Raw genomic sequence first — 24,333 nt, 5'->3', positions numbered from 1 at the left:
CTAGGCTTATGCCTAGGAGCCTTCAATATCAATTATATCTCAGAAATAACTATTCGTCATCTTCATCTTCTAAAACATCTTCATGACGTTTCTTAGCGATTAATGCTACTGCACCACCTGCTAATGCAACACCTAAGATATTGAATGGTAACTTATGATTTAAATAAATACCAGTTGGGAGTGTACCATTTTTAGTATTTGTTACGACAGTTTCTGCAGTATTATCACCAACATCATGAGGAGTCCCTGGTAAAGACTCATATTCACCTGGATCAATTTCTTCTACTTTATATTCAGCGCCCTTAGTTAAACCTTTGAGAGTTAAAGATTCACCGTGTTTAAGCTGCGTTGTTACTATTACTGTACTATTAGAAGCTGTTGGAGTGGTATCATTTACTTTAGAATCACCTGAATTAGTAGCTGTTACTTTTGAATGCTGGCCTGTGATTGTAACCTTAAAGTCGAAATATTTAGTTTGATCCCCCTGGTTCCCCGTTACCTTCTTTGTAACTTTGATGGCTTTCGTATTCTTATTTGGATCTGGATCTGGATTATCAGATGTTAAATAATTATTTACAAATCCACTTTTTTTATCTCCATTTTCATCTGCAAGAGTGTAATCCACTACTGATAACGTATGAGAATTTTCATCATCTACATTTCTATAACCAACAAAGATATTTAACTTTCTTGTTTTCCCCTCACTATCAGTGATAAAACCATCTGTAGTAGATTCAGTTAAGGTATAAGTGAAAACTGTTGGCTTGTTCACAAGACTTACTAAACTACTCGCTGTGATATTAGTTTGTTTAGTAATAGATTTTTTTCCAGTAGTTGGATCAATTGAAACATCGTTATCATCATTCGTAGAGAATGTAGTAGTAGCATTTAACGTAGGTAACGTAAACGTAGGAGTTTTATCATCTACAACATTATGAAACCCTGCGTGTTCAAGTGCATCCTTCTCCGTAGAACCAACTGCTCTTGGTGTTGCTTCATAACTAATTGTGGTATTAGGTACATTCTCATTTTTATCAAGAAGGATCTTCTTATCAAATGAAATTTGATTTGGTGTAGTAGTATCTCCTACAGTAGCTGCTGTAGTTGATCCTTCAGCAGCAACGGTTGTTAAGGCTGGAGCAACGCTCCCTAATAATGTCATCGCAGCAATACTAGACGCGCATAAGATTCTTGTTGTTTTTCTTGTTTTAGTTTTCATAATTATAGTTCCTCCCTATATATTTCATTTAAACTAGCTATAATTCGAAATGATTTACATTTCTTTCAAACTAAGAAGAATTGAGCAAATATAATCCCATTTCTCATCATACGTATCATATTATTTTGGCCAAGATTTATTGTATATGACTTTCTTCTTACAAGTACAATATACAAGTAGACTGTCACAAAGCGGTCACATTTAAAATGATTATTTGGTTTTTTTAAGTTTTGTATTCCTTTTATTTACTAGAATAAGTTTTCAATAATTTCTAAATAGAAAGAGCTTACGATGCGAATTTACGATATTCATCAGATCATTTGATATAAGTAAGGAAATTTCAAATAAATCATACAATGCACTATCAGCATTTTATTAAAAACGGTTACAATGATAAAACCGTAATATGTACAAAATCAAAAAGATTTCTTTCATTTATACCTAGATTCTTGTTAAAAACAATTCTCATGAATGTTCCCCAAAGATTTTTTTGACCTAAGGAAGATGAATGCGAAACCCTGTCAATTGCGCATATGTATTCATAAAAATATTGTCTATACTTTTGCAAGATATAAACACTTCAGCTATTTTCTCTTGCATTTGATTTGATAATTAATGGCAGGCGCTAATTCTGATAGACATGCTGCTTTTTTACACCTTACCTCTCATCCCCAATACCCCTTGAAGAGGTCATTATAGAGCGCCATGAGGAACATTATTTACCTTATAGGGTGCAAACAAAGCTTAAAGATAAAAAATGTCATAAAAGCAAATTTAGAGCTTTAATCATGACATAGGTGATCAAATAAAGATTGGAAAACAAAAACGTTTATAAACGAGAAACTCTAGATCACTTCATGAAACGTACAATTCTTTTCTATAGCTTTTCTATCTATGCTAGTAAAGAATAAACCGCTTTGAGAAGAAACAACTGCTATACATCTTTTTTAACCTCTTTCTTACTGTAAAGAATGTAAAGAGAAACATAATACAAAGTCAAAAGTAATCTACTTTATGGCAACGCTCTGACGATTTAAGACACGTACATGATGTAATATTCCAAGTCTCCTCTTGATCATTTACAAAGTAAGAACACTTTGATAAACATTCCCAAATTTAAAGCAAAGAGATCAATAAACACATTAAAACAATACAAAAAAAAACGATTTCAAACTAATTCATGAGATGCATCCCTTTTCAAATTCAAAGACAAAACGCAAGAAGTTTTTATTAATACAAATTGATACATTTCATTTTTCATGTGACCCATTTTTCATTTCACTTATTGCAGCCGATTAAGCATTTTAAGTGAGACATCTTCATTTGTATGACCGATTTAAGTCATATAAAGATAAAAACAGGATCAATATCCGATCCTGTCTTTTTCATTATGAATGTTTCTTTTCTTTTAAGTGTCTTCTCAATAAGATCACAATAACCACCAGTCCACTTAACAGTCCAAGAACATAAGGAGCAATCAGTGTATAATCCCCTGTCTTAACAGCCTGTGTAATAATATTTTCATTGCCGTCAGGGGATGTATTATTACTATTGGCAGTAGTTGTAGATCCACTTGCCTTTTCAGTAGTCGTCGGCTCACTTGCCTTCTCTGTACTCGTTGGATCATTTGGCGTATTGTAATTATTTGTTGATCCCTCGTCTTCATTCTCAGTTGTTGTTTTAGTACCTGGATCATTTGATGTAGACGCCGGTGTTGGTGCATTTGAGCCATTCTCAGTCGTCGTTTCAGCAACTGGTATATTATTAGTACTCTCCGAAGTTGGGAATACTGTGACCCCCATCTTCTTTTTATCATTTGTATAAGCAACAGTCGTCACATCTAATCCACCAGAAGAATTATCTGTAGCCGTTAAAGTGATACCCATCTGATCTTTAAAATCAGAAACAATCGTATAAGTATACTCTCCTGCTTTTGTTAATGTGACAACAAAACTTGCACTGCTGCCATCTTGAACACTTAAAGTTGTCGTTGATGGAAGGGGAGCATTACTAGATTGAATGGTTACATCATGCGCTTTTCCATCATTCGTTGCCATCTTGACTGGAATAGTCACATTTTTTGCAGTTGTTGCATTAACATTGATCATTGAAAGTGACATCCCAATACTTACTAAGAGCATCAAGAGACAATATTTAATCATTCTCATAGCTTTTCTCTCCTTTCTACTCTCCATCATTTCTTATTTTTAACATTCTTAATACAAATCCAATACCAGCAATAAGCAATGGGAAGGTAATAATTGTATTACTTTGTATACCAGTTGGAACACTGCCACTCAATGTGTTCGTAAAAGCAACCTTATGACTTTTTTGGAAGCCTTTTGTGGAAGTATTAACACCTGATACTGCAGATTCATCATCAATTCGATATGTTGTCTTATAATTAGTGTTATCAGTTTCACTGACAGTATATGTTGCATCTTTATTAGTAATATTAACTTCTTTAAAGGTGATTGATTCTTTATCTTTCAAATAGATAGTTCTGTTAATCTCACCATTAGCATTAGCTGTAACTTTACTTGGATTTCTTGGATCTGTCGCATTGGTTGTATCTAACAAATACTCTGTATTTGCTTTAACATTATTGATAACAACATTAAATGCAAAGTATTTTGTCTTATCACCCTGATTTCCAGTTACAGAGTTAGAAATTGTTAAGTCAGCAACATATTTCCATTGTGCATAAAGCTTATTCTCTCTATTCTCATCGGTACCAAGTTTATTAATGCCAACTTTCTGACCAGCTTTAAAAGATTTACCACTGCCATCAGCTTTAGTATTCCAGCTATCAAAGACAGCCTTTACACCTTCACTATTGGTTGGTGCGACGAACTTTGAACCCTCATATAGTGTAATTTCATCATTGTTAACAAACTCAGTATTACCATTCTCACTATGCTTTAGAGGACTAAAATCTTTTCCATTGTTAGCATAATAAACCAAGCTCACTTTTTGTGGAACTGGAACATAATTTGCCTTTAATAACTTATTTCCTGTCATCTTAAGTTTATCACCTGGATACAGGTAAGTATCTGTAGCTGTACTTGTTCCATCATCATTCACATCATAAACCTGCCAATTCAAGAACATTTTACCTTCAGGGGCTGTAATCTCCTTAGCAAATTTCACATCAGCAAAACTATTTAATGCATATTGCTTGTCATCTTGTACAGTGCCCTTACCACCATTAGCATCATAGCTTACAATATATTTATTAGAATCAATGACATATGGATAAAGATTGAGATTTTTCTTTAACTCGGTATCAAAGTTGAATAATGTATAATTACCATTATCATCTTTTGTCGCCCAGCCAACCCAATGTGATCCATTTGGTACGGTATAAGTGTAACTATCATTTCCATCGACAATAACCTTTCCGTCACTGTCTTTTACAGTTGGTAAGTTATTGATATCAATTTTGCTGCGGAATGACAGCTCATTGAATGCTTGTGTCTTACCATCATCAAGACCATGCACTTTTACATTAACATTTGGAGCCTCCCATTTTGCATAAAGTGTAATACCATGTGCAGGCATCGTTGTATTAAAATCAAATTCCGTTGTATATGCTTTATCTTTATACCATCCTTTAAATTGATATTCTTCATCTAATCCATCCGGTCGATCTGGATTATAATTCTTATCCTTTAACGATGCTTCGTATTTTATTGATTTGCTTTTATCTAATTTATTATAGTTATAGAAGCTTAGGTTATAAGAATTACGTTTGAAGTAAATATCTAAAGAAGAATTATACCAAACTGCTGCATAGTACCCATTTTCATCTTTTTCTTTTAAATCACCGCTTGTAGAATACCTATGTCCATCATCTGCAGTATATCGAACCGGTGTAAACCCATTATATTTATCATTAATATTATAAGTCGTCCCTCCAGTAGCATGCGATACATCGGCAAGAATGTCTTCACCTTTTAAATTTTCTTTATAAAATCTAATAACTGCATTACCAGTACGATCAGTATTAAAGATATCAACCTCTCTGTCATTACCTGGAGAAATATATGTTGTAATAAGCGTGGTAACAAAATTTGTATCTTTATGTTTCCAATTACAATTATGCCTTTGTATAGTATATTTACCAGACCACCGATCGTATTCGTAAACTGTGTAATACGTTGGCCATGTAAAATCTAATTCCTGTCCATATAAACCTTTGTGTAATTTGATTACACTTCTATCACTATATTCGATAGAATCAGACGGATAATTAAATTTAAAGGTCACAACTTTTCGATCATAGTAGACATTAAAGACAGTCTTTCCATCAGCGGTAATAGTTTTTTCAACTTCAGACTTAGTCGCATTATAAGTAAAACCTCTTTCATAGCGATTTCTATAATTTGATACAGTTGTTACGTTTTGCAAACGAATCTTTTCACCTGTTTTTGCTTTTAACGAAACAGTTGATTCAACTTCATATGTTTTGTCTTTATCTAATGTATTAAATTTATCATTAAGACTCTGCTGCCAGAACACAACAGTATAATTTGTTTCAGCTGCTTCATACACAGCATACAACTTGATGTCTTTGTCTAAGGTATTACCATATTTATACTCATCACCGCTTTTTGTTGTTGACCAATACAAGAACTTATAACCTTTCTTGTTAGGTGTAGGCATGTCTTTCTCTTCTACAGACGTACCAGCATTCACAAAACGGGGTTCGAAGTAAGTTCCACCATCGCTATCAAAAGTAATATGGTGACCGCTCTGAATATTTGGATAGACGCGAATATTTTCATTACCAATCGTGATTGAATTAACTTTTTCATTGAATTCCTTATCATAATACCAGCCTTCGATCGACTGATTTGAAGCAAGGCCAAGTTTTACCTTACTTATATCATCAGCACTAATCGTATCACCTTTGATGCCCTCTTTTGTAGAGGCTACTTTTTTCACATTGTCTTCATCCACTCCAGCCATAAAGAAGACATAGTGAACTTCTTCAAAAACCGCATAGATGTTATGGGTAGTTCCTGTAGCATCAGGAAGGTTTCCAAACTTAAAATCAGCTACAGTTGCATTTTCACTTGTAGACCAGCCAATGAACTTATAGCCTTCCTTTTCAGGAGCATTTGGTTGATCCAGTTTTTCACCAGAAGTAATCTTCTGGGTATAAGTATCCATCAATTGTTTATTTCCATCATAGAATTTGTAAGTATCAACGTTTTCTGATGTGATAACATAAATAGAAAAGCTCTTTGCCTTAAAGACAGCTTTCTTCCCAGATACTTCAGCTGTCATCTTTTCAATGTCACCTGAGTCCTTTTTGTGCAGTACCTGGAAGTTTTTTCCATCCATTTCATTCTTTAATGTCATCTTTACAGTGACATTTTTATCGTTAGCCGGTTCAATTTCTTTTCCTTCATAAGAGAATGTAATATCAGCACCGACTGCTTCATCGATATTATTCAGTTTTTCTTTTGCAATTGATTTTGCATCAGAGGCACTGATTTCTTTTGCATCCATCTTTGTCCCCTTAGGGAATGTGTTGGCAAGTGCTGTGACAGAAATAGTTAATTTGTCAGTTGATGCCGTAAAAGATGCTTCCGGCATCTCGACCGAATCTGTCTTATTTTCTGTAACAGCTGGTGGATCTAGGCCCGTCGATTGATCTGCATCTGTTTTTTCTTCAGCTTTTTCATTCTCAGATGCTGGAACCGATGTGCCTGTCGCCCCTTCTTTTGCATTTTCTTGTGTTGTGTCTTCACTTGTTTGCGGAGCTGTTTCATTCTGATTAACAATGGTTTGCTGTGTATTTTCATTCACAGCATATACGCTTCTAGCATTTGATATACCAGAGATAACCATCATGAGCACAACTGCGATTACCACAAGCTTCCACAAGCAGTTCTTGAATGTGTTCATAAATAACCCTCCGTAAAATTTTATCAAAAATTGGAAATAATGAATTGTAAGTGCTTATATCCTTTCTTAATTTTAGAATACAGCATTACGGTCACAAATATGTCACATTAAATATGTTTTTGTATTAATTTTTAAATTACTTCCTGTTTATGTGATCTTTCTTTATCTGCACAAATCAGTGCTTATTCTGATGATTTTAAGATTCCTCTTAGCGTATTGCTTCATTATTTAAATGTATAGTTTTATAATCTCTGTTCACTAAATAAAAAGAAAGTGACGCAAGTGAAAGCAGATTTTACCTGTCAATCACAAATACAAGTCACTTTCTGAAAGTTCGTATTTCTGTATTGGTCTAATAGAGCGAATCTAAAAGTATGCGATCATACGAAAAATGAAGCTACAGTCATTAAAGTCTTTGTCATAAGTCATAAAGAGCCCCGCTTTCATTTCATATGGATTTACAGAGACGCTGCACCCTTTTTATGACGTTCATTGAACACTAATCAAAATGATAGAAAATAAAAGGCCAGGCTGCAAGCAAAATACAATTGTTTGTTTTCCCAGCCTGGAACCCCAGTGAACTGAACATCAAATTTTAGTGGCACTTTAAAAAGCACCTTGCGGTGCTTTTTAAGTTACTTATTTTTATGATCCCGATCATATTCCTCTTTGAGAGATTTCGCATTATAAAATGGCGGGCAGTAATCCGCATGATCACATTCAGCTAACTTACGTAATTCACGAGGAATAAAGGCTCTGATTTCCTCAGCGTTATAGCCGACCTGGAAACGGCGTTCATCGATAATGATCGGACGTTTCAAAATAGAAGGATTTTCCTGAATGAACTTGATCAGTTCATTAACGGACATATCATCGATATCAACGTTTCCCTCTTTCATAATCTTAGAACGTTTAGAAATAATATCATCAGTGCCGTTTTCACTGCGTTCTAAAAGTTCTCGCAGTTCATCTTCGCGCAGTAATGTGGAAAATATATTTTTCTCTACATAGGGAATGTCGTGTTCTTTTAGCCAAGCTTTCACCTTACGGCAGGAAGCGCAGCTAGGAGCTGTATATATTCTTATCATGGTTCCACCTCTAGCCTTCATTATACAAATAAAAACATATGTTGTATATATTTTTTTGAATAATGATTGATTTTCATATACTAAGCTCCTATAATAGTGAGCAAGCAATGAATGAAAATAAGTAGCCGCTGTTTAACGTCTAGAGAGTCTGTGGATGGTGTAAACAGAACCGCGCAGTAGGTGAAATTGGGTTTCAGGAGCTTCTTATAGCACGAGTTATAAGACGTCAGTCAGCGTTATATGACAGAATGTGATTGCATTCTCCCAGATTTGGTGGCTTAAAGATTATTGTACATCTATTCCAAAGGGATAGATGTTTTTTCATTTCCTGGGGGAGATTAGGAGGAAATTATATTATGAAAAGAATGTTAAGCGGAATCAAACCAACCGGACGGGTAACTTTAGGAAACTACATCGGGGCAATTAAGCCTTTTGTTAGTTATCAGGATGAATATGAAATGATCATCTTCATCGCGAACTTACATTCGATGACAATTTATCAGGAACCTAAAGATTTAAGAAAAAATACCAAAGATTTAATTGCTTTGTATTTAGCAGCTGGTCTTGATCCTCAGAAGGTAACCTTATTCCTACAGAGTGATGTCTTAGAACATGCCCAGCTCGGTTGGTATTTAGGCTGCATGGTCTCTATGGGTGAATTATCACGTATGACCCAGTACAAGATGCAGTTAGAAAAAGCCCAGGCACGTCATGATGTTTCAATTGGTGCCGGAATCTTCAACTACCCTTCTTTAATGAATGCGGATATCTTGATGTATGATCCTGATTATGTTCCTGTTGGTGATGATCAGAAACAGCATGTAGAATTAGCACGTAACGTCGCGGAACGTTTTAACTCACGTTATTCTGAAACATTCAAACTGCCAGAACCATTAACCCCAAAAGTTGGCGGTCGTATTATGTCTTTGCAGGATCCAACCAGCAAGATGTCTAAATCTGATCCAACTGGTAAGGGCTGTATTTATATCTTAGATCCAATTAATATCTCTAAGAAGAAGATTATGTCAGCGGTCACGGATAGTGATTCCCATATCCGTTATGATAAAGAAAATAAGCCAGGTGTCTCTAACCTGATGGAAATCTATTCTATTTTAGATCATAAGTCTTATGATGAAATTGAAGCGATGTATGAAGGAAAAGGCTATGGTGAATTCAAAAAGGATTTAGCAGAAATCGTTGGTAATGAATTACAGGCCATTCAGGATCGTTATAATGAGATCATTAATAGCGGTGAAATTACCGAGATCCTCAATGAAGGCGCCGAAAAAGCCCGTCGTATGGCTCATAAGAAACTCGCAAAAGTGGAAAGAAAAATGGGTATTACCATTAAGTAAAAGCTGCGCTCATACGCAGCTTTTTAGATATAGAAAAAACTGCCGAAGCAGTTTCTTCTAATAGTTAGACTGTACGAAATCTTTTAAGTAATAGTACTGCAGTGCTCCTGAACGGTAAGCTTTAACCTTTCCATCCTTGATGATGAAGGTAGCTGGCGTAGCGACAGCCTTCTTTAAAGTCTTTTTCACATAAGCACTATTCTTATTGACATAATAGATCTTATACTTACGGTTCTTTGTGGCGAATTCTGTCATAACATCCTGGTATGATGACATACTTGAATCACTAGATGTCCCCGCCACTAAAATGAAGTCCTTTTTATTGGCAATCATTTTTTCAAGCTGCGCAGCAGAGATTGTTTTATAGGTTGCATAAGTTGCGATACGATACGCTAATAAGCATAAGAAGACCACAAGCACCAGACCGAAGACACTGATTTCCTTCGCAAATTTCTTAATAAATTTCATGAGACTTACCTCCGACTTAGATATATTACCAAAGTTATGCATAAAATACAATCACATTTAAAATGACAACCTACCAAAGATAGTATATAATATCTCTTAAGGAGATGATAACATTGAATAAAGTTGTGAAAACAGAAAATGCACCAGGTGCTATTGGTCCTTATTCACAGGGTATTGATACCGGAGATTTGATCTTTTTCTCAGGACAGATTGCCTTAGATCCAAAAACCGGTAAAATGGCTGAAGGGATTGAAGCCCAGACGCATCAGGTCTTAAAAAATATCAAAGGTTTATTAGAAAGTCAGGGTTTAACATTCGCAAATGTCGTGAAAACAACCTGCTTCTTAGAAAACATTGATAACTTTAAATTAGTGAATGAGATTTATGCACAGTATTTCGTTGAACCATTCCCTGCCCGTTCCGCTGTGGGCATCGATCGTTTACCAGCTGGTGCGCTCTTAGAAATTGAAGTGATTGCAAAGAAATAAAGCCCTCTATCGGGCTTTTTTCATTTCCTCAAAATGAGATGGCATAGTTGGTAAAACGCCGCCTTGCCGTCTTAGCGGCGGCTGTGATGGTAAAATATAACGATTCGTTAAATAGAATGTACAAAGTGAGAGCGATAGCGTCAAAACGGTAATCAGCACGCTTAAGCGCTTCTTGTTATTATTCTTCATTATCACCATGGCCACGCAATAGGAAAAGATTGCGAAACAGCCAGCAATCATAACCATCTGAGAAGCTGACAAACGGAAGCGTACTAAGACAAATTTGGCTAATAAAATAATGATTATAATCATCAGCACGCTGAGACTGCCAAGCATTTTATAATGTCTTTTACTCATCCGTATCACCTCTATTTCTACTATACACACAAACCTATGAGATATTATCTTGCAATTATGGGTAAATATGGAAAACAAGCAGCGCACGCGCTACTTGTTAAAATGAATTGATGATAAAGGCTTATCGTTCGCTAATTTCTTATTACAGTGATGACAGCGATCAGCGATCCCCATCGTAAAGCCCATGCGTTTTTCAAAAACATCTGTCGAACCGCACTTATCACAGCGACAGCGTTTGATTAAAGTATAAGTATAAGCACTTAACCCTACATAAATAATTAAGTCACAGATAATACCAAACATACCTAAATCAAAGATGTAGACAAAGATCGCTACAATCAGCAATTCTAAGTTCGCCACTACTTCTAAAATACGAATACGTTTGGTGAGGCTTCTTCTTGTCACATTATTTTTCATAGACACGCTCCACTCTTGGCGAAATCAGACAGGTAATTTCATAAGGAATGGTATGTAATTCCGCAGCCATCTTGGATAATGAGATATGCTCCCCAAAGATTTCTACCTGATCATGAACATGAATGTTTTCATCAACTTTGACCATGCACTGATCCATGCAGACACGACCAACAATTGGGTAATAATGTCCGTTAATATAGACGTCTCGCCCCTGGTTGGTACGGATAAAACCATCTGCATAACCAATTGGAATCGTCGCGATGAGTTCATCATCACTCGTTGTATAGGTCATGCCATAGCCGATCTTTTCTCCTTTAGGGACACGTTTAATCATTGCCACGCGGGAATATAATGACATCACCTGTTTGAGTTCATCATTATCTACGCCGCGAGGATCAACACCATATAAAGCAATTCCAATACGGCCTAAGTTGCCGAAATTGCTTTTATGGAACATCATCGCAGCGGAGTTATCACAGTGAATATATTTAAACTTGTTATTGCCAACAATAGATTTGAATAAAGCTAACTGTTTTTCATAGTTCTGATTCTGGGCTTCGTTATCTGGTTCATCAGCCGTCGCAAAGTGGGTAAAGATCCCTTCCACGGCAATCTTATTAGGATCAATGGCACGCATTGCCTGTTCATATTCTTCTCTTGACTTAAAGCCAATACGGTTCATGCCTGAATCAATAGCAATATGCACTTTTACAGGCTGATCGCCATGATGTAAAGCCTGGATCTTTTCTAGAAAATCAAAAGAGAATAATGGTAAAGTAATATCTTTTTCAATCGCAATCGATAAATCTTCAAGAGGAATCGCTCCTAAGACAAGAATATCCTGTCTTACGCCTAATTCTCTTAAATCAACGGCTTCTTTTAAAGTAGCCACCCCAAATAAGGCAATATGGGGATTATCCTTAATTTCATTAGCGACTTCTTTATAGCCATGACCATAGGCATTCGCCTTAATAATGGCAATTAATGGTTTCTGTTCTTTCTCATAAATCGTCGCAATATTTTTTTCTAAATTACTCAGTTTGACTGTCGCAAACGTATCACGATAACGTGTTGTCATTTTTTTCACACCTCTCACGCTTTTAAGTATAGCCCACCAGGCCTATGTTTTCAATTAAAAAAGGAGTCGAAACTCCTTTAAAAGATAAACTCGGAGAGTGATCCATCTTCCAGTGAAACCCGGTAACGGTTTTTTACCATTTTTAACATCGGGATATCACTTTTTGAATCCGAATAAGCATACGAATGATCATAATCAATAGCCATATCATGAGCTTTGAGATAATCATTGATGCGATCACATTTATTCGCTCCTTTGCAGTTCTTGCCAACAATTCTCGACGTATAATGGCCATTGACTTGCTTCGTCACAGTCCCCATTAAAACATCAATTGGCAGTTTATTAAAGCGCATATAGGCTTCTGAAGAAGCCGTCACTAAGAAAACAATACAGCCTTCCTCCTGACGCTTTTTTAACTCTTCGACCATATGAGGATAATAACTTGGGACAACTACATCCTGATAGAACTTTTTCTGCTCCTCTTCCGATAATAAAGTGAGCGGGAAGAGAATTGAACTCTTTAACGTTTCCATAGAAACCATATGCAGGCCATAGCCAATTCCTAGAAAGAGTGTTTTGACAAAACGAAAGATCGCTAAGGGATGTCTTTTTAATGTATAGGGCAACAGTTTATAAATCGTATCCCCTTTCGCAATCGTATTATCAAAATCAAAGAATGCACATTTGACCTGTTTCATTAAGCAATCTCCAAAGCGATTTCCATCATATCCGTGAAGGTCTTTTCACGTTCTTCAGCGGTGGTATCAGGTTCATCATTGACTAATGAATCAGAAACAGTTAATAAAGTTAAAGCTTTCTTGCCTAAATAAGCAGCAGTGCAGAATAATGCATAACTTTCCATTTCGACACCTAATAAGCCCATATTCTGCCAGCGTTTATTCGTTTCCACATCCGCATGATAGAATAAATCACTCGAAAGAATATTGCCGACATGATAGTGGACATTTTTCGCTTTCGCGCAGTTCACTGCTTTTTCTAATAATTCATAAGAAGATAATGCAGAGAACGTCCCTGGCAGTTCATACTGATGAGCAAAGTTACTATCCGTTGAAGCCCCCTGGGCAATAATGACATCACGAATATGGACATCTTTATGGATCGAACCAGCCGAACCGATACGAATAATGTTTTCCACATCATATTCCGTATACAGTTCATAAGAATAAATCCCAATAGATGGCATCCCCATTCCGGAACCCATAATCGATACTTCTTTTCCTTTGTAAGTGCCAGTAAAGCCTAACATCCCACGTACGCCATTAACCTGACGAACATTTTCTAAATAATGTTCCGCGAGATATTTCGCTCTTAGCGGATCACCTGGCATTAATACTGTTTTTGCGAAATCACCTTTTTTCGCTTCATTATGTGGTGTACTCATTCATTTTTCCTCCTTTTTTCCATCTCTACAAGTATAACATATTACCCCTTTGTTTTCGTATTCTTTTTCGCATTTGGATCTAAATAAAAGCGCTGATCATGAAAGACCTGTCCCTTCATCGCCGTCGCTAACGCCTTTCCTAAAACCTGGCGATCCTGCGCGCGATACCCTATTTTCACAAAAGAGCCTTTGGCGACAATCAGTGGTGTTTTATTTTCATTGACATTGAGCTGTTTCATTAACTTGGTATAACGCTTTAAAGACGTTTCATCATCTAAATCATAATAATTCACATAAAGAGCAGAATGCTTTTTTTGATAACGCGTTAATTCACTTTTTAATGCATGACAGGCTCCACAAGTCGTCAGATAATATACATCGATATGAGTAACTTTTTGCTTAGCACAGCCGCTAAGAATAAGCATCAAAACAACAAATAACTTTTTCATTTATACATATAGCGATGTCCGCTTAACGCAGCCGACATCTTCTTTCCTTTCAGCTTCGCTTCTAAATCTTTCGCAATCTGTTTTTCATCACCTGTGCGATAGCCTAAATAAGCCATATACCCTTTGATATTCACAAAAGGCGACATACCATAATAATTTTCATCAAAGTCCTTTAATGACTTAATCACCTGATCATAAGGCTTTTTGGTCCCATCATCATCCATATCATACATCTTAATTTTCACTTTGCCCCCATATCTTTCTTTAAAATAAGGGATTGCATGTTTCTTAAAAGCTTTACACTCCGCACATGTCGCCACTGAGTAAAATTCAATGGTCACCGTTTTCTTTAGCTTTACTTTCTCAGTGTTACTGCAGGCACATAAGCACAGCATGACTATTACACATATTATTTTTTTCATATCATCACCTATGCCCATTATAAAATGAATTTCTCATTTTCTGCAACATTTTGTGAAACAGCCTCTGAGCATTGCATAAAAACGTAATCTTTTGTAGAATGCGCCTAGGAGGCTTAACGATGTCGACAAAACTAAAACTCTTTTTATATACCATAACCCCTTTTGTAATGCTCTTTTTCCAGTGGATCATCTATGTCTTAGTAGACCATAACATTACCGCTGAGGCAGCCGCCACAAGAGTACTTTATCTTTTACTCAACTGTATCAGTTTTTTGATTCAGGGATTGATGATGCTCTTTATCTCCCATATCGATTATGAAGACTTCATCAATAGTCATTTACTCCTTAGCAGCATCATCGCTGTCATCCTCTTTTTAGGCACCTTTAACTTATTAGCAGTCCATTATAGCTTCATCCCTGATACCATTGATGATTTCCTCATCAGTTATGGTTATCTGCCTATCATTTGGGCTGGCTGTTATACCTACAATGCAATCAAAGACTTAAAGAGCTGAGTTTCCTCAGCTCTTTTATTTGATCGTTCCAAAGACAACAACACGTTTTTCACTTGTCGCATTCACACAAGTTGATAAAGCCACAATAGGTAAACTTTTATCATAGCTTTCAAACTTAGTTCTTACTGTTTGGTAAAGATAAAGGATACCCCTGTTTCTTCATTGCGAGCTGTGACTTTATAGCCATACATATCACAGGTTTTAGCTACAATGGAAAGGCCTAAACCAAACTGACCTTTCACGCCTTTGACATAGGGATCAAAAAGATCTTCAATCTTATCTTCTTCAATTGGTTCACCATCGTTATAAATAATCATCTCATCTTTACGTAAGGTGATCTTAATGAGGCTTTTCGCATAACGGGTCGCATTATCGACAATGTTTTCAATAACCACCCGCCAATGATCAGGATTACCCACAAACTTCACATCTTCTAAGTCACATTCAATATGGAAATGATTCATTGACTGCATCTGAATAATCGTATGTTCAATGAGTTCTTTCATATCAAATTCTTCAAAAGAGATTTCTTCTGATTCGACATAATCCAGACGATTTAGATAAAGTAAGGATTTAACTTTATGCTCTAAGCGATCGGCATTTTCTAAAATGACATCAATCGTTGAATCTTTATCCCCATAAGGATAAATATCATCTTTTACCGCTTGAGAATAGTTTTTAATTAAGGCAATTGGGGTCTTTAAGTCATGTGAGATATTATGAATCATTTCTTCTTTGGCTTTTTCCTGTTTTTTGATTTCATGATTCATATCCACAATCGCATTACCGACGATGCCAATCTCATCTTCACGCGGCATATCAAATTCAATATCCTCACGGTTTTTAATCGCATCAACATAGTTCTTGATCTTATTTAAAGGTCTAATCAGTGAGAATACCCAAATGATTAATATAAAGGCCGTAATGCCTAAAAAGACATATTGGATATAAACGACACGATTCGTTAAGCTTGATAACAGTTCAGCGGAATAATCATCACTGATAATGCTGATGACATAATCTGAGTTTAAAGCCGAAATAGAGAATTTCGCAATGCGATAGTAATATGTTTTTCCCTCATAGATGCCTTTGCCTTCAATACTTTTATGAGCATTATCTTTAACGATATTAACGAGATCATCACCATAGACATACTGATATAAGAATAAAGGCATCGAGCGATCTCGAAAACCAGTACACCAGGGAATATAATTCAGCTTAGAATTATAAAAGATGTGGCTGACACGGCCTTTCGCCGTGTCATCACGTGTAATCGTAAAAGATTTTAAAGCTGTCTGTGATTCCTCTAAGGAATCATACATCTGATCGGCAATAATGCCTTTCACATTGGAATCAAGCACCGGCATCAGAATCATCACAAAAGCAATCGCTAATAAGCCAAAGACGATCAGCAGCTGCTTCACTAATGAATAATGTTTCAGGGAAAAGAGATTCTTCTTGCTTTTCATTAGTCTAAACGATAGCCAAAGCCATAGATGGTTTTAATATTGATCTCTGGCATTTTCTTTCTTAAACGACGTAAGGTATCATCGACAACACGATCACTGCCGAAATAGTTCTCATCCCAGACTTTTGTTAAAACCTGTTCACGCGAGATGGCAATGTTCTTGTTTTTCACAAAGTAAAGCAGTAATTCATATTCTTTTGTTGTTAACTCAATTTCTTCATTGTTTAATAAGACTTTACGTTTGGTTTCATCAATCATATAACCATCGATTTCCACCATTCCTGACGCATTCTTATAAACCCGTTTTAAGATATTCGCAATACGTAAGAGCACTTCTTTCATATTGAAAGGCTTCGTAATATATTCATCTGAACCTTTTTCCAAGCCAATAATACGATCAAAATCCTGATCACGAGCAGACATAAAGACAACTGGCATTTCTGGTTTGACAGCTTTGATTTCATTGAGTAAATCAAAACCGCTCTTTTTATCTAACATAATATCCACTAACCATAAATGGACATCATCATCGACATGCGCATGCGCTTCATCATATGTATAGAATGACTGCACTTCGTAACCTTCTTTTTCTAAGTAAGTCCGTACTAAGTCATTTAAATTCTTTTCATCATCAATAATATTAATACGATATTTCATTTACTTTCACCCCTTCTGCTTTTTATTATGCACAAATATTGCCATACAAGTATGGCAATATTTTGGCTAATCATGTGATTAAATTGCATATCCTTTTTCTTTGATTTTATTGACAACCTTCAAAACATATTCGTGACATAATGCATCGGTAGACGCTTCCACCATCACACGAATCACTGGTTCTGTCCCTGAAGCTCTCACTAAAGCGCGGCCATCACCTTTTAACGCTTTTTCAACGTTATCGACTTCCGCTTTGATATCCGGATCATCTAAGACAACCTTCTTATCTTTCACGCGGACATTAATAAGCAACTGCGGATAGATCTTCACCGGTTCAATTAACTGCGCTAAAGTCTGTTTTTCTTCCATCATCGTTTCGACAATCTTTAAAGATGTTAAGATCCCATCACCAGTGGTCGCATGTTTCGAGAAGATAATATGCCCGCTCTGTTCACCGCCGATGACATTGCCTTCTTCCACCATGTTTTCATATACATATTTATCACCGACCTGGGTTTTCGCATAACCGATGCCGGCTTCATCTAATGCTTTGTATAAACCGATATTACTCATTACGGTCGTAACGATCTTATTATTGTTTAATTCGCCATGTTTCTTTAATTCCTTGCCACAGACATAAAGAATCAAATCACCATTAACGACGCGGCCAAATTCATCGACCGCAATGCATCGATCGGCATCACCATCATAGGCAAAACCAACATCTAAAGCATTGCTGGTCACAAATGACTGTAAGCTTTCAATGTGCGTAGAGCCGCAGTTGGTATTGATATTTGTCCCATCAGGCTGATTATTAATGACATAGGTCTTGGCCCCTAAGGCATCAAAGACTGCTTTCGCAATGGAACTAGAAGAGCCGTTGGCACAGTCCAAGCCCACCTTTAAATCCTTGAATGCTCTGGTTGGAATCGACATTAAGTAACCGATATAACGGTTACGGCCCATCGAATAATCCAAAGCGCGGCCAATGTCTTCGCGCTTTGCAAAAGGAATTTCATCGCTTAAGCCATCAATATAACGTTCAATGCCAGCTTCTACTTCCCCCTGCAGTTTTTTGCCATTGCCATCAATAACTTTTAAACCATTATCATAAAAAGGGTTATGTGATGCGGAAATCATAATTCCACAGTCAAAACCATCACTGCGAACGATGTAGCTTACTGAAGGCGTCGTTGTGACATGCAATAAGTAAGCATCCGCTCCGGAAGCCGTTAAGCCAGATACTAAAGCATATTCAAACATATAGCTTGAACGTCTGGTATCCTTGCCGATTAAGATGCGGGCTTTATGGTTTTTATTGACACCATAATACCAGCCTAAATAACGGCCTACTTTATAGGCATGTTCTACTGTTAAGTCGACGTTCGCTTCCCCACGGAAGCCGTCGGTACCAAAATATTTTCCCATTGTGTTTCTCCTATTTCTTTTCAATTGTCATATCAATACGAATTGTACTCGCAGACATTTTCGTAATTTTATCGTTACCTTTGAGTTCCAGACCGGTTAAGGTCGTAGAACCAGATAAACCATCAATATTCACATCACATGATAATGCTGAGATATCCGCAATATCACTACGTTTACCATAAATGGTCACGGTTGATGGACTCAGTTTATAATTAGAAATCTTATAACCTGATTTTACTTTCCCTATGAAGTTTGGTTTAACGGCCACCACTTTCGAATACGTATTGACTGAGCAGTTAGCAATCACTTTCTTAGGTGAAATCTCACAGTTGACTTCATCGCCATCACTATCAAAAGCTTTAACTTCACACGTTTGCGTAAAGGCTTTGCTCTTACCTTCCACATCAATGACGGCACACACCTGATCAATTGATGACAGCGTCGAACGTGAGGCAGTTACAGCCACCGTCTTCTTTGACAGCGAATTCACGGAAACAGAATACTTATCACCAAGCTTCGCTTCATTCTTGAACTTCGCCGTCAATGGCAGATTCTTCGTAATCTTTGGTGAAATACGTACATTGGCCGTTTCCGGCATGATCATAACCGTTAAATTATTATTGAAGTTTCGATACTTCAGTGTCACATTATGCGAGCCGGTATTATATTCCGATAAATCCGCATAGACCTGATAGTTCTTTGTTAACTGGGTCGTATAAATATCCACTGATGGGCCAATCAGCCCCACCGTCACACTCGATGGAATTCCTGAGACTTCATACCCCTGTTTTAAACCTTCGACCGAGACGGCCACATTTTTGATCGTCACCCCGCTCGTCGCTGAGGTTAACACATCACCGCCGGAAAACGTAATAAACAGAATCACTGTCAACAAAGCAGAAATAATGCGGATCGACATCTTATTACTTAACAGCTTATCTAAGGCCTTGTTAATGTAATTAAAGCCCACCAGGACATCTGATACGGTCTTTACCTTACGCTCTTCTACGGCTTCTTTTTTCGCTTCCTGCTTCGCATTTTCTTCTCGTTCTTTCTTCACAAAGTTCAAAAAGAAATCAGTGGTGGAATCTCTTTTCTTAGGGTCTTTATCACTCATCTTGTTTATCCCCCTCGTCACTATGATACCAGTCTAGTTCGGACACTAACTGGGCACGTAATTCTTTTGGATTGACCGGACGTAAGTCCCCATCTGTCACGAAAGAGATCGTCCCGGTTTCTTCAGAGACAACGATCGTTAAAGAATCCGTGATTTCACTAATCCCGATCGCCGCGCGATGTCTTGCCCCATATTTGGCGGGCACTTCCTTATTGGTTGGCGGATAGAAACAGGCACTCGCCACAATGCGGTCATTTTTGATAATCGTCGCGCCATCGTGTAAAGGCGTCCCTTCATAGAAAATCGTCTTTAACAGTTCACTTTTAATCTGTGCATCAAATTTGATACCTGTATTAATAAAATCCTGCAAAGACTGCCGTCTTTCAAAAGTAATTAAAGCACCGGTCTGCGTTTTCGACAGATCCGTGACACAGTTCACGAGCTCATTTAAAATCTTCTCACGTTCCCCTAAATTCACCGTATGGACATAATCATTATTCGTTTGCCCCATCTTTTCCAGGATCGCACGAATCTCAGGCTGAAAGATAATAATAATCCCGAGTACCCCATACGTCAAAACAGCATCGACAATCCCGCCTAAAGTCGTTAAACCAAAGAAACTCGTAAGCACCTTCACTAAAGCAATGACAATAATCCCTTTGAATAACTGCAAAGTTCTCACATTATTACGAAAAGCCGAGATAACATAATAAATAAGCAGCCATACTAAAATTAAATCGATGGCTATTCTAAACATTTTTAATACCAGTGAAACATCAAAGTTCACAGCTGCAATCATTTTCTCACCTTCAATCACCAACATTATATCAGTTTTAAAAGCCCTTGAAAACATTGTTTACAAGCCAAAAAGATATCCACCAATGCGGTGCATATCTCGTTTCTTTTTGTATCATTCACATTTTTAGTGGATAACCTTCATCCAATGATATTTATACACATAATAAGTGACTTTCTTCTTTGCTCAGAGCTCTTTTCCACCATCATTGTGCGTTTCTCCTGCTCTTTTTATGCTTATCGACAGCGTTGGTGGATTATTTGTGTTTCTGAATGTGTTATTCACTGCCTTGGTGGATAAATATGATTATCAGAAATGATATTCACATTTCATGGGCGCAATTAAAAAAACGTGAGGTATAACTCTCACGAAAAACAAAAGCACCTCATATGAGGTGCTATCGACCGGCAGCGTTCTATTGTCGCCATTGCTGACTATCATCGACGCTGTGATGCTTAACTTCCGTGTTCGGCATGGGTACGGGTGTCTCCATCACGCCTTCGCTACCGGATCTCAGGATCTCCCCTGAAAACCGCACACAATCTCTTCTCTGGTCAAGTCCTCGGCCTATTAGTGCCGGTCCGCTGAACATGTCGCCATGCTTTCACTCCCGGTCTATCAACCTTATCGTCTTTAAGGGGCCTTACTTGCTAAGCAACGGGAGGTCTCATCTTGGAGGGGGCTTCACGCTTAGATGCCTTCAGCGCTTATCCCTTCCGGACTTGGCTACCCAGCTGTGCCACTGGCGTGACAACTGGTCCACCATCGGTCCGTCCACCCCGGTCCTCTCGTACTGAGGGCAGCTCTCCTCAGACCTCCTGCGCCCACGACAGATAGGGACCGAACTGTCTCACGACGTTCTGAACCCAGCTCGCGTACCGCTTTAATGGGCGAACAGCCCAACCCTTGGAACCGACTTCAGCTCCAGGATGCGATGAGCCGACATCGAGGTGCCAAACCTCCCCGTCGATGTGAACTCTTGGGGGAGATCAGCCTGTTATCCCCAGGGTAGCTTTTATCCGTTGAGCGACGGCCCTTCCATGCGGTACCGCCGGATCACTAAGCCCGACTTTCGTCCCTGCTCGACCTGTTTGTCTCGCAGTCAGACACCCTTATGCCTTTGCGCTCGATGCGTGGTTTCCATCCACGCTGAGGGTATCTTTGGGCGCCTCCGTTACTCTTTGGGAGGCGACCGCCCCAGTCAAACTGCCCGGCTGACACTGTCCCGTACGCGGCTTACGCGTCCCGGTTAGAACCTAAGTGCACGAGGGGTGGTATCCCAACAGCGGCTCCTCGGATCCTGGCGAACCCGTCTCGCAGCCTCCCACCTATCCTGTACGTCATGCACCCAGGCCCAATGTCGGCCTGCAGTGAAGCTCCATGGGGTCTTTCCGTCTAGTCGCGGGCAACCTGCATCTTCACAGGTACTAAGACTTCACCGAGTCTGCAGCCGAGACAGCGCCCAAATCGTTACGCCTTTCGTGCGGGTCAGAACTTACCTGACAAGGAATTTCGCTACCTTAGGACCGTTATAGTTACGGCCGCCGTTTACTGGGGCTTCGTATCATGGCTTCGCTTTCGCTGACCACTCCTCTTGACCTTCCAGCACCGGGCAGGCGTCACCCCCTATACTTCGGCTTGCGCCTTCGCAGAGAGCTGTGTTTTTGGTAAACAGTCGCTTGGGCCATTTTTCTGCGGCTCCGAAGAGCACCCCTTCTCCCTAAGTTACGGGGTCATTTTGCAGAGTTCCTTAGCTGCAGTTCTCTCGCTCACCTTGGGATTCTCTCCCTGCCCATGTGTGTCCATTTTCGGTACGGGCCTTCAGAAATTTGTGCTAGAAGCTTTTCCTGGAAGTCTGCTTCACGCTTTTCCGTACTTGCCGCAGCTTTCCGTATGCGTCACGCCTTCGCCTTCTGTGATGCGCATTTCACTGCATCACGGCTACCTCGCTTGCCCCGGCTCTTCCGTCCGCCGGTTGCGCTAGCCTTCTCCGTCACTCCATCGCTCCCTGAAGGGTACAGGAATCTCCGCCTGTCTTCCATCGGATACGCCTTTCGGCCTCTCCTTAGGTCCCGACTCTCCCAGAGCGGACGAACCTTCCTCTGGAGACCTTGGGCCATCGGTGTGCGGGATTCTCACCCGCATCTCGCTACTCACGCCGGCATTCTCTCTTCCATCCGCTCCTCGGGCCCTTTCGGTCCCGCTTCTCCGCCGGATGGAACGCTCCCCTACCATATTTTCATATCCATAGCTTCGGTGTCATGCTTAGCCCCGGTAAATTATCGGCGCAGGGTCATTCGACTAGTGAGCTGTTACGCACTCTTTGAAGGATGGCTGCTTCTGAGCCAACCTCCTAGTTGTCTCCACGTCCCCACTTCCTTTTCCACTTGGCATGCACTTTGGGACCTTAGCTGATGGTCTGGGCTGTTTCCCTCTTGTCCGCGGACCTTATCACCCGCAGACTGACTGCCGCGACTGGACGTGCGACATTCGGAGTTTGATTATGCTCAGTACCTCGGGATGAGGCCATCGCATATTCAGTGCTCTACCTTCGCATGCCGTCTCGCGACGCTAGCCCTAAAGCTATTTCGGGGAGAACCAGCTATCTCCGGGTTCGTTTGGAATTTCACCCCTAGCCACAGATCATCCGCCAACGTTTCAACGGGGGTCGGTTCGGTCCTCCATCGGGTCTCACCCCGACTTCAACCTGTCCATGGCTAGATCACCCGGTTTCGGGTCTGCTCCTCCAGACTCTCGCCCTATTAAGACTCGCTTTCGCTTCGGCTCCGCATATCCTGCTTAGCCTCGCCTGGAAAAGCAACTCGCCGGCTCATTCTACAAAAGGCACGCCATCACCCTTTGACGGGCTCTGACTTCTTGTAGGCATATGGTTTCTGGTTCTCTTTCACTCCCCTCCCGGGGTTCTTTTCACCTTTCCCTCACGGTACTGGTTCGCTATCGGTCACACAGGAGTCTTTAGCCTTTCGGGATGGTCCCCGATGCTTCCGACAGGATTTCTCGTGTCCCGCCGTACTCAGGATCTCCGCTCGCTAAACCTCGGTTTCGCCTACGGGTCTCTCACCCTCTCTGGATGTCCTTCCCATGACATTCGGCTGCCAAGGCCTTCGCTTTGTGCGGGTCCTACTACCCCATCATATGATGGTTTGGGCTCCTCCGCTTTCGCTCGCCGCTACTTACGGAATCTCGTTTGATTTCTTTTCCTGCAGGTACTTAGATGTTTCAGTTCCCTGCGTCTCGCCTCTCTCCAGCTATGTATTCGCTGAAGGATGCATGAGTCTTGCTCATGCGGGTTTCCCCATTCGGACATCACCGGATCATCGCCTGCTTACGGCTCCCCGATGCATTTCGGTGTTTGCTCCGTCCTTCTTCGCCTCTGTGTGCCCAGGCTTCCGCCATACGCCCTTTCTTTCTTGACCTGAAAGTTGATATGAATAAGCTTGAGTTTACTGACTGTTATTCTTGATCTAACTGTTTCTCTTGTTTATCTTAGCTTTTGCCCACTATACCAGATTCTAGACCTTTGATGTTTCTCTGATCTTATCCTTATATAGTGTTTGCAGGAAGTCTTACTAATTTGAATTAATAAGTCTTCTCTTTGCTTTTGATTGTATGCGGTTTTCAAGGGTCTTCCTTCTCTGCAAAGCAGAGAAAACCGAAAAGAAACACGCATTT

At 39.3% G+C, this 24,333-nt stretch carries 20 protein-coding genes and 2 rRNA genes; 3 read left to right on the top strand and 19 right to left on the bottom strand.

The genetic code is table 11. From position 1 onward, the window contains the following. Positions 1 to 49 precede the first annotated feature (49 nt). From SG0102_RS03850 to spx, 4 genes are all read right to left on the bottom strand, one after another. Positions 50 to 1,219 carry a DUF7601 domain-containing protein gene (locus SG0102_RS03850; protein ID WP_125118736.1) on the bottom strand — a complete coding sequence of 390 codons (1,170 nt, stop codon included), beginning with the start codon at positions 1,217 to 1,219 and terminating at the stop codon, positions 50 to 52. A gap of 1,388 nt (positions 1,220 to 2,607) precedes the next feature. Next, positions 2,608 to 3,363, bottom strand: a complete 756-nt coding sequence (locus tag SG0102_RS03845) for a hypothetical protein (protein ID WP_148668831.1) — start codon at positions 3,361 to 3,363, stop codon at positions 2,608 to 2,610. 40 nt (positions 3,364 to 3,403) lie between these two features. Beyond that, positions 3,404 to 7,135 (bottom strand): InlB B-repeat-containing protein, encoded by a 3,732-nt coding sequence (locus SG0102_RS03840; RefSeq protein ID WP_125118734.1) that lies wholly within the window; start codon positions 7,133 to 7,135, stop codon positions 3,404 to 3,406. A 635-nt stretch (positions 7,136 to 7,770) separates the two neighbouring features. Further along, a complete protein-coding gene (gene spx / locus SG0102_RS03835) occupies positions 7,771 to 8,223 on the bottom strand; it encodes a transcriptional regulator Spx (protein ID WP_125118733.1) in 453 nt (150 codons plus the stop codon). 356 nt (positions 8,224 to 8,579) lie between these two features. On the opposite strand from spx, the gene trpS reads away from it, so the two are divergent. Next, on the top strand, positions 8,580 to 9,578 hold the full coding sequence (trpS, locus tag SG0102_RS03830) for a tryptophan--tRNA ligase (protein WP_125118732.1): 999 nt from the start codon (positions 8,580 to 8,582) through the stop codon (positions 9,576 to 9,578). Positions 9,579 to 9,635: 57 nt separating this feature from the next. Here trpS and SG0102_RS03825 read toward each other — a convergent pair whose 3' ends face one another. Beyond that, positions 9,636 to 10,046, bottom strand: coding sequence for a hypothetical protein (locus tag SG0102_RS03825; RefSeq protein WP_125118731.1), 411 nt, complete (start codon positions 10,044 to 10,046; stop codon positions 9,636 to 9,638). A 113-nt stretch (positions 10,047 to 10,159) separates the two neighbouring features. Between SG0102_RS03825 and SG0102_RS03820 the strand changes: the two genes are divergently transcribed. Continuing rightward, positions 10,160 to 10,534, top strand: a complete 375-nt coding sequence (locus tag SG0102_RS03820) for a RidA family protein (RefSeq protein WP_125118730.1) — start codon at positions 10,160 to 10,162, stop codon at positions 10,532 to 10,534. Between the two features lie 6 nt (positions 10,535 to 10,540). Here the strand turns inward: SG0102_RS03820 and SG0102_RS03815 are convergent, their stop codons facing one another. The 7 genes from SG0102_RS03815 to SG0102_RS03785 all read right to left on the bottom strand — a co-directional run bounded on the left by SG0102_RS03815 (position 10,541) and on the right by SG0102_RS03785 (position 14,659). Further along, positions 10,541 to 10,891 (bottom strand): hypothetical protein, encoded by a 351-nt coding sequence (locus SG0102_RS03815; protein ID WP_125118729.1) that lies wholly within the window; start codon positions 10,889 to 10,891, stop codon positions 10,541 to 10,543. A 90-nt stretch (positions 10,892 to 10,981) separates the two neighbouring features. After that, complete coding sequence (locus tag SG0102_RS03810; protein ID WP_125118728.1) at positions 10,982 to 11,308, bottom strand: DUF2614 family zinc ribbon-containing protein; 327 nt, start codon at positions 11,306 to 11,308, stop codon at positions 10,982 to 10,984. Continuing rightward, positions 11,298 to 12,386: an alanine racemase gene (gene alr, locus SG0102_RS03805; protein ID WP_125118727.1), complete on the bottom strand. Its 1,089-nt coding sequence runs from the start codon at positions 12,384 to 12,386 to the stop codon at positions 11,298 to 11,300. Before alr ends, SG0102_RS03810 begins: the two co-directional genes overlap by 11 nt. 77 nt (positions 12,387 to 12,463) lie before the next feature. Continuing rightward, positions 12,464 to 13,084 carry an HAD-IB family hydrolase gene (locus SG0102_RS03800; protein ID WP_125118726.1) on the bottom strand — a complete coding sequence of 207 codons (621 nt, stop codon included), beginning with the start codon at positions 13,082 to 13,084 and terminating at the stop codon, positions 12,464 to 12,466. After that, positions 13,084 to 13,788, bottom strand: a complete 705-nt coding sequence (gene deoD / locus SG0102_RS03795; RefSeq protein WP_125118725.1) for a purine-nucleoside phosphorylase — start codon at positions 13,786 to 13,788, stop codon at positions 13,084 to 13,086. Before deoD ends, SG0102_RS03800 begins: the two co-directional genes overlap by 1 nt. 41 nt (positions 13,789 to 13,829) lie before the next feature. After that, complete coding sequence (locus SG0102_RS03790; protein ID WP_125118724.1) at positions 13,830 to 14,237, bottom strand: hypothetical protein; 408 nt, start codon at positions 14,235 to 14,237, stop codon at positions 13,830 to 13,832. Further along, the gene (locus SG0102_RS03785; RefSeq protein WP_125118723.1) at positions 14,234 to 14,659 is read right to left on the bottom strand and encodes a hypothetical protein; all 426 of its coding nucleotides are present in this window, start codon (positions 14,657 to 14,659) and stop codon (positions 14,234 to 14,236) included. Before SG0102_RS03785 ends, SG0102_RS03790 begins: the two co-directional genes overlap by 4 nt. Before the next feature lie 119 nt (positions 14,660 to 14,778). Between SG0102_RS03785 and SG0102_RS03780 the strand changes: the two genes are divergently transcribed. Continuing rightward, positions 14,779 to 15,174 (top strand): hypothetical protein, encoded by a 396-nt coding sequence (locus SG0102_RS03780; RefSeq protein WP_125118722.1) that lies wholly within the window; start codon positions 14,779 to 14,781, stop codon positions 15,172 to 15,174. Between the two features lie 122 nt (positions 15,175 to 15,296). Here the strand turns inward: SG0102_RS03780 and SG0102_RS03775 are convergent, their stop codons facing one another. The 7 genes from SG0102_RS03775 to SG0102_RS03745 form a co-directional block, all read right to left on the bottom strand. Further along, a complete protein-coding gene (locus SG0102_RS03775) occupies positions 15,297 to 16,643 on the bottom strand; it encodes a HAMP domain-containing sensor histidine kinase (protein WP_125118721.1) in 1,347 nt (448 codons plus the stop codon). Next, on the bottom strand, positions 16,643 to 17,299 hold the full coding sequence (locus tag SG0102_RS03770) for a response regulator transcription factor (RefSeq protein WP_125118720.1): 657 nt from the start codon (positions 17,297 to 17,299) through the stop codon (positions 16,643 to 16,645). The genes SG0102_RS03775 and SG0102_RS03770 overlap by 1 nt, the downstream gene beginning before the upstream one ends. A gap of 78 nt (positions 17,300 to 17,377) precedes the next feature. After that, positions 17,378 to 18,727 carry a phosphoglucosamine mutase gene (gene glmM, locus SG0102_RS03765; RefSeq protein ID WP_125118436.1) on the bottom strand — a complete coding sequence of 450 codons (1,350 nt, stop codon included), beginning with the start codon at positions 18,725 to 18,727 and terminating at the stop codon, positions 17,378 to 17,380. A 10-nt stretch (positions 18,728 to 18,737) separates the two neighbouring features. Beyond that, positions 18,738 to 19,844, bottom strand: coding sequence for a CdaR family protein (locus tag SG0102_RS03760; RefSeq protein WP_125118719.1), 1,107 nt, complete (start codon positions 19,842 to 19,844; stop codon positions 18,738 to 18,740). Beyond that, a complete protein-coding gene (gene cdaA / locus SG0102_RS03755; RefSeq protein ID WP_231999857.1) occupies positions 19,837 to 20,643 on the bottom strand; it encodes a diadenylate cyclase CdaA in 807 nt (268 codons plus the stop codon). Before cdaA ends, SG0102_RS03760 begins: the two co-directional genes overlap by 8 nt. A 399-nt stretch (positions 20,644 to 21,042) precedes the next feature. After that, positions 21,043 to 21,151, bottom strand: a 5S ribosomal RNA gene (rrf, locus tag SG0102_RS03750). 39 nt (positions 21,152 to 21,190) lie between these two features. Next, positions 21,191 to 24,077 (bottom strand): 23S ribosomal RNA (locus SG0102_RS03745). Between the last annotated feature and the right edge of the window lie 256 nt (positions 24,078 to 24,333).

It is taken from the genome of Intestinibaculum porci (assembly GCF_003925875.1).
Taxonomy (GTDB): domain Bacteria; phylum Bacillota_I; class Bacilli_A; order Erysipelotrichales; family Coprobacillaceae; genus Intestinibaculum; species Intestinibaculum porci.
This window is presented reverse-complemented; position numbering and strand designations above follow the sequence as displayed.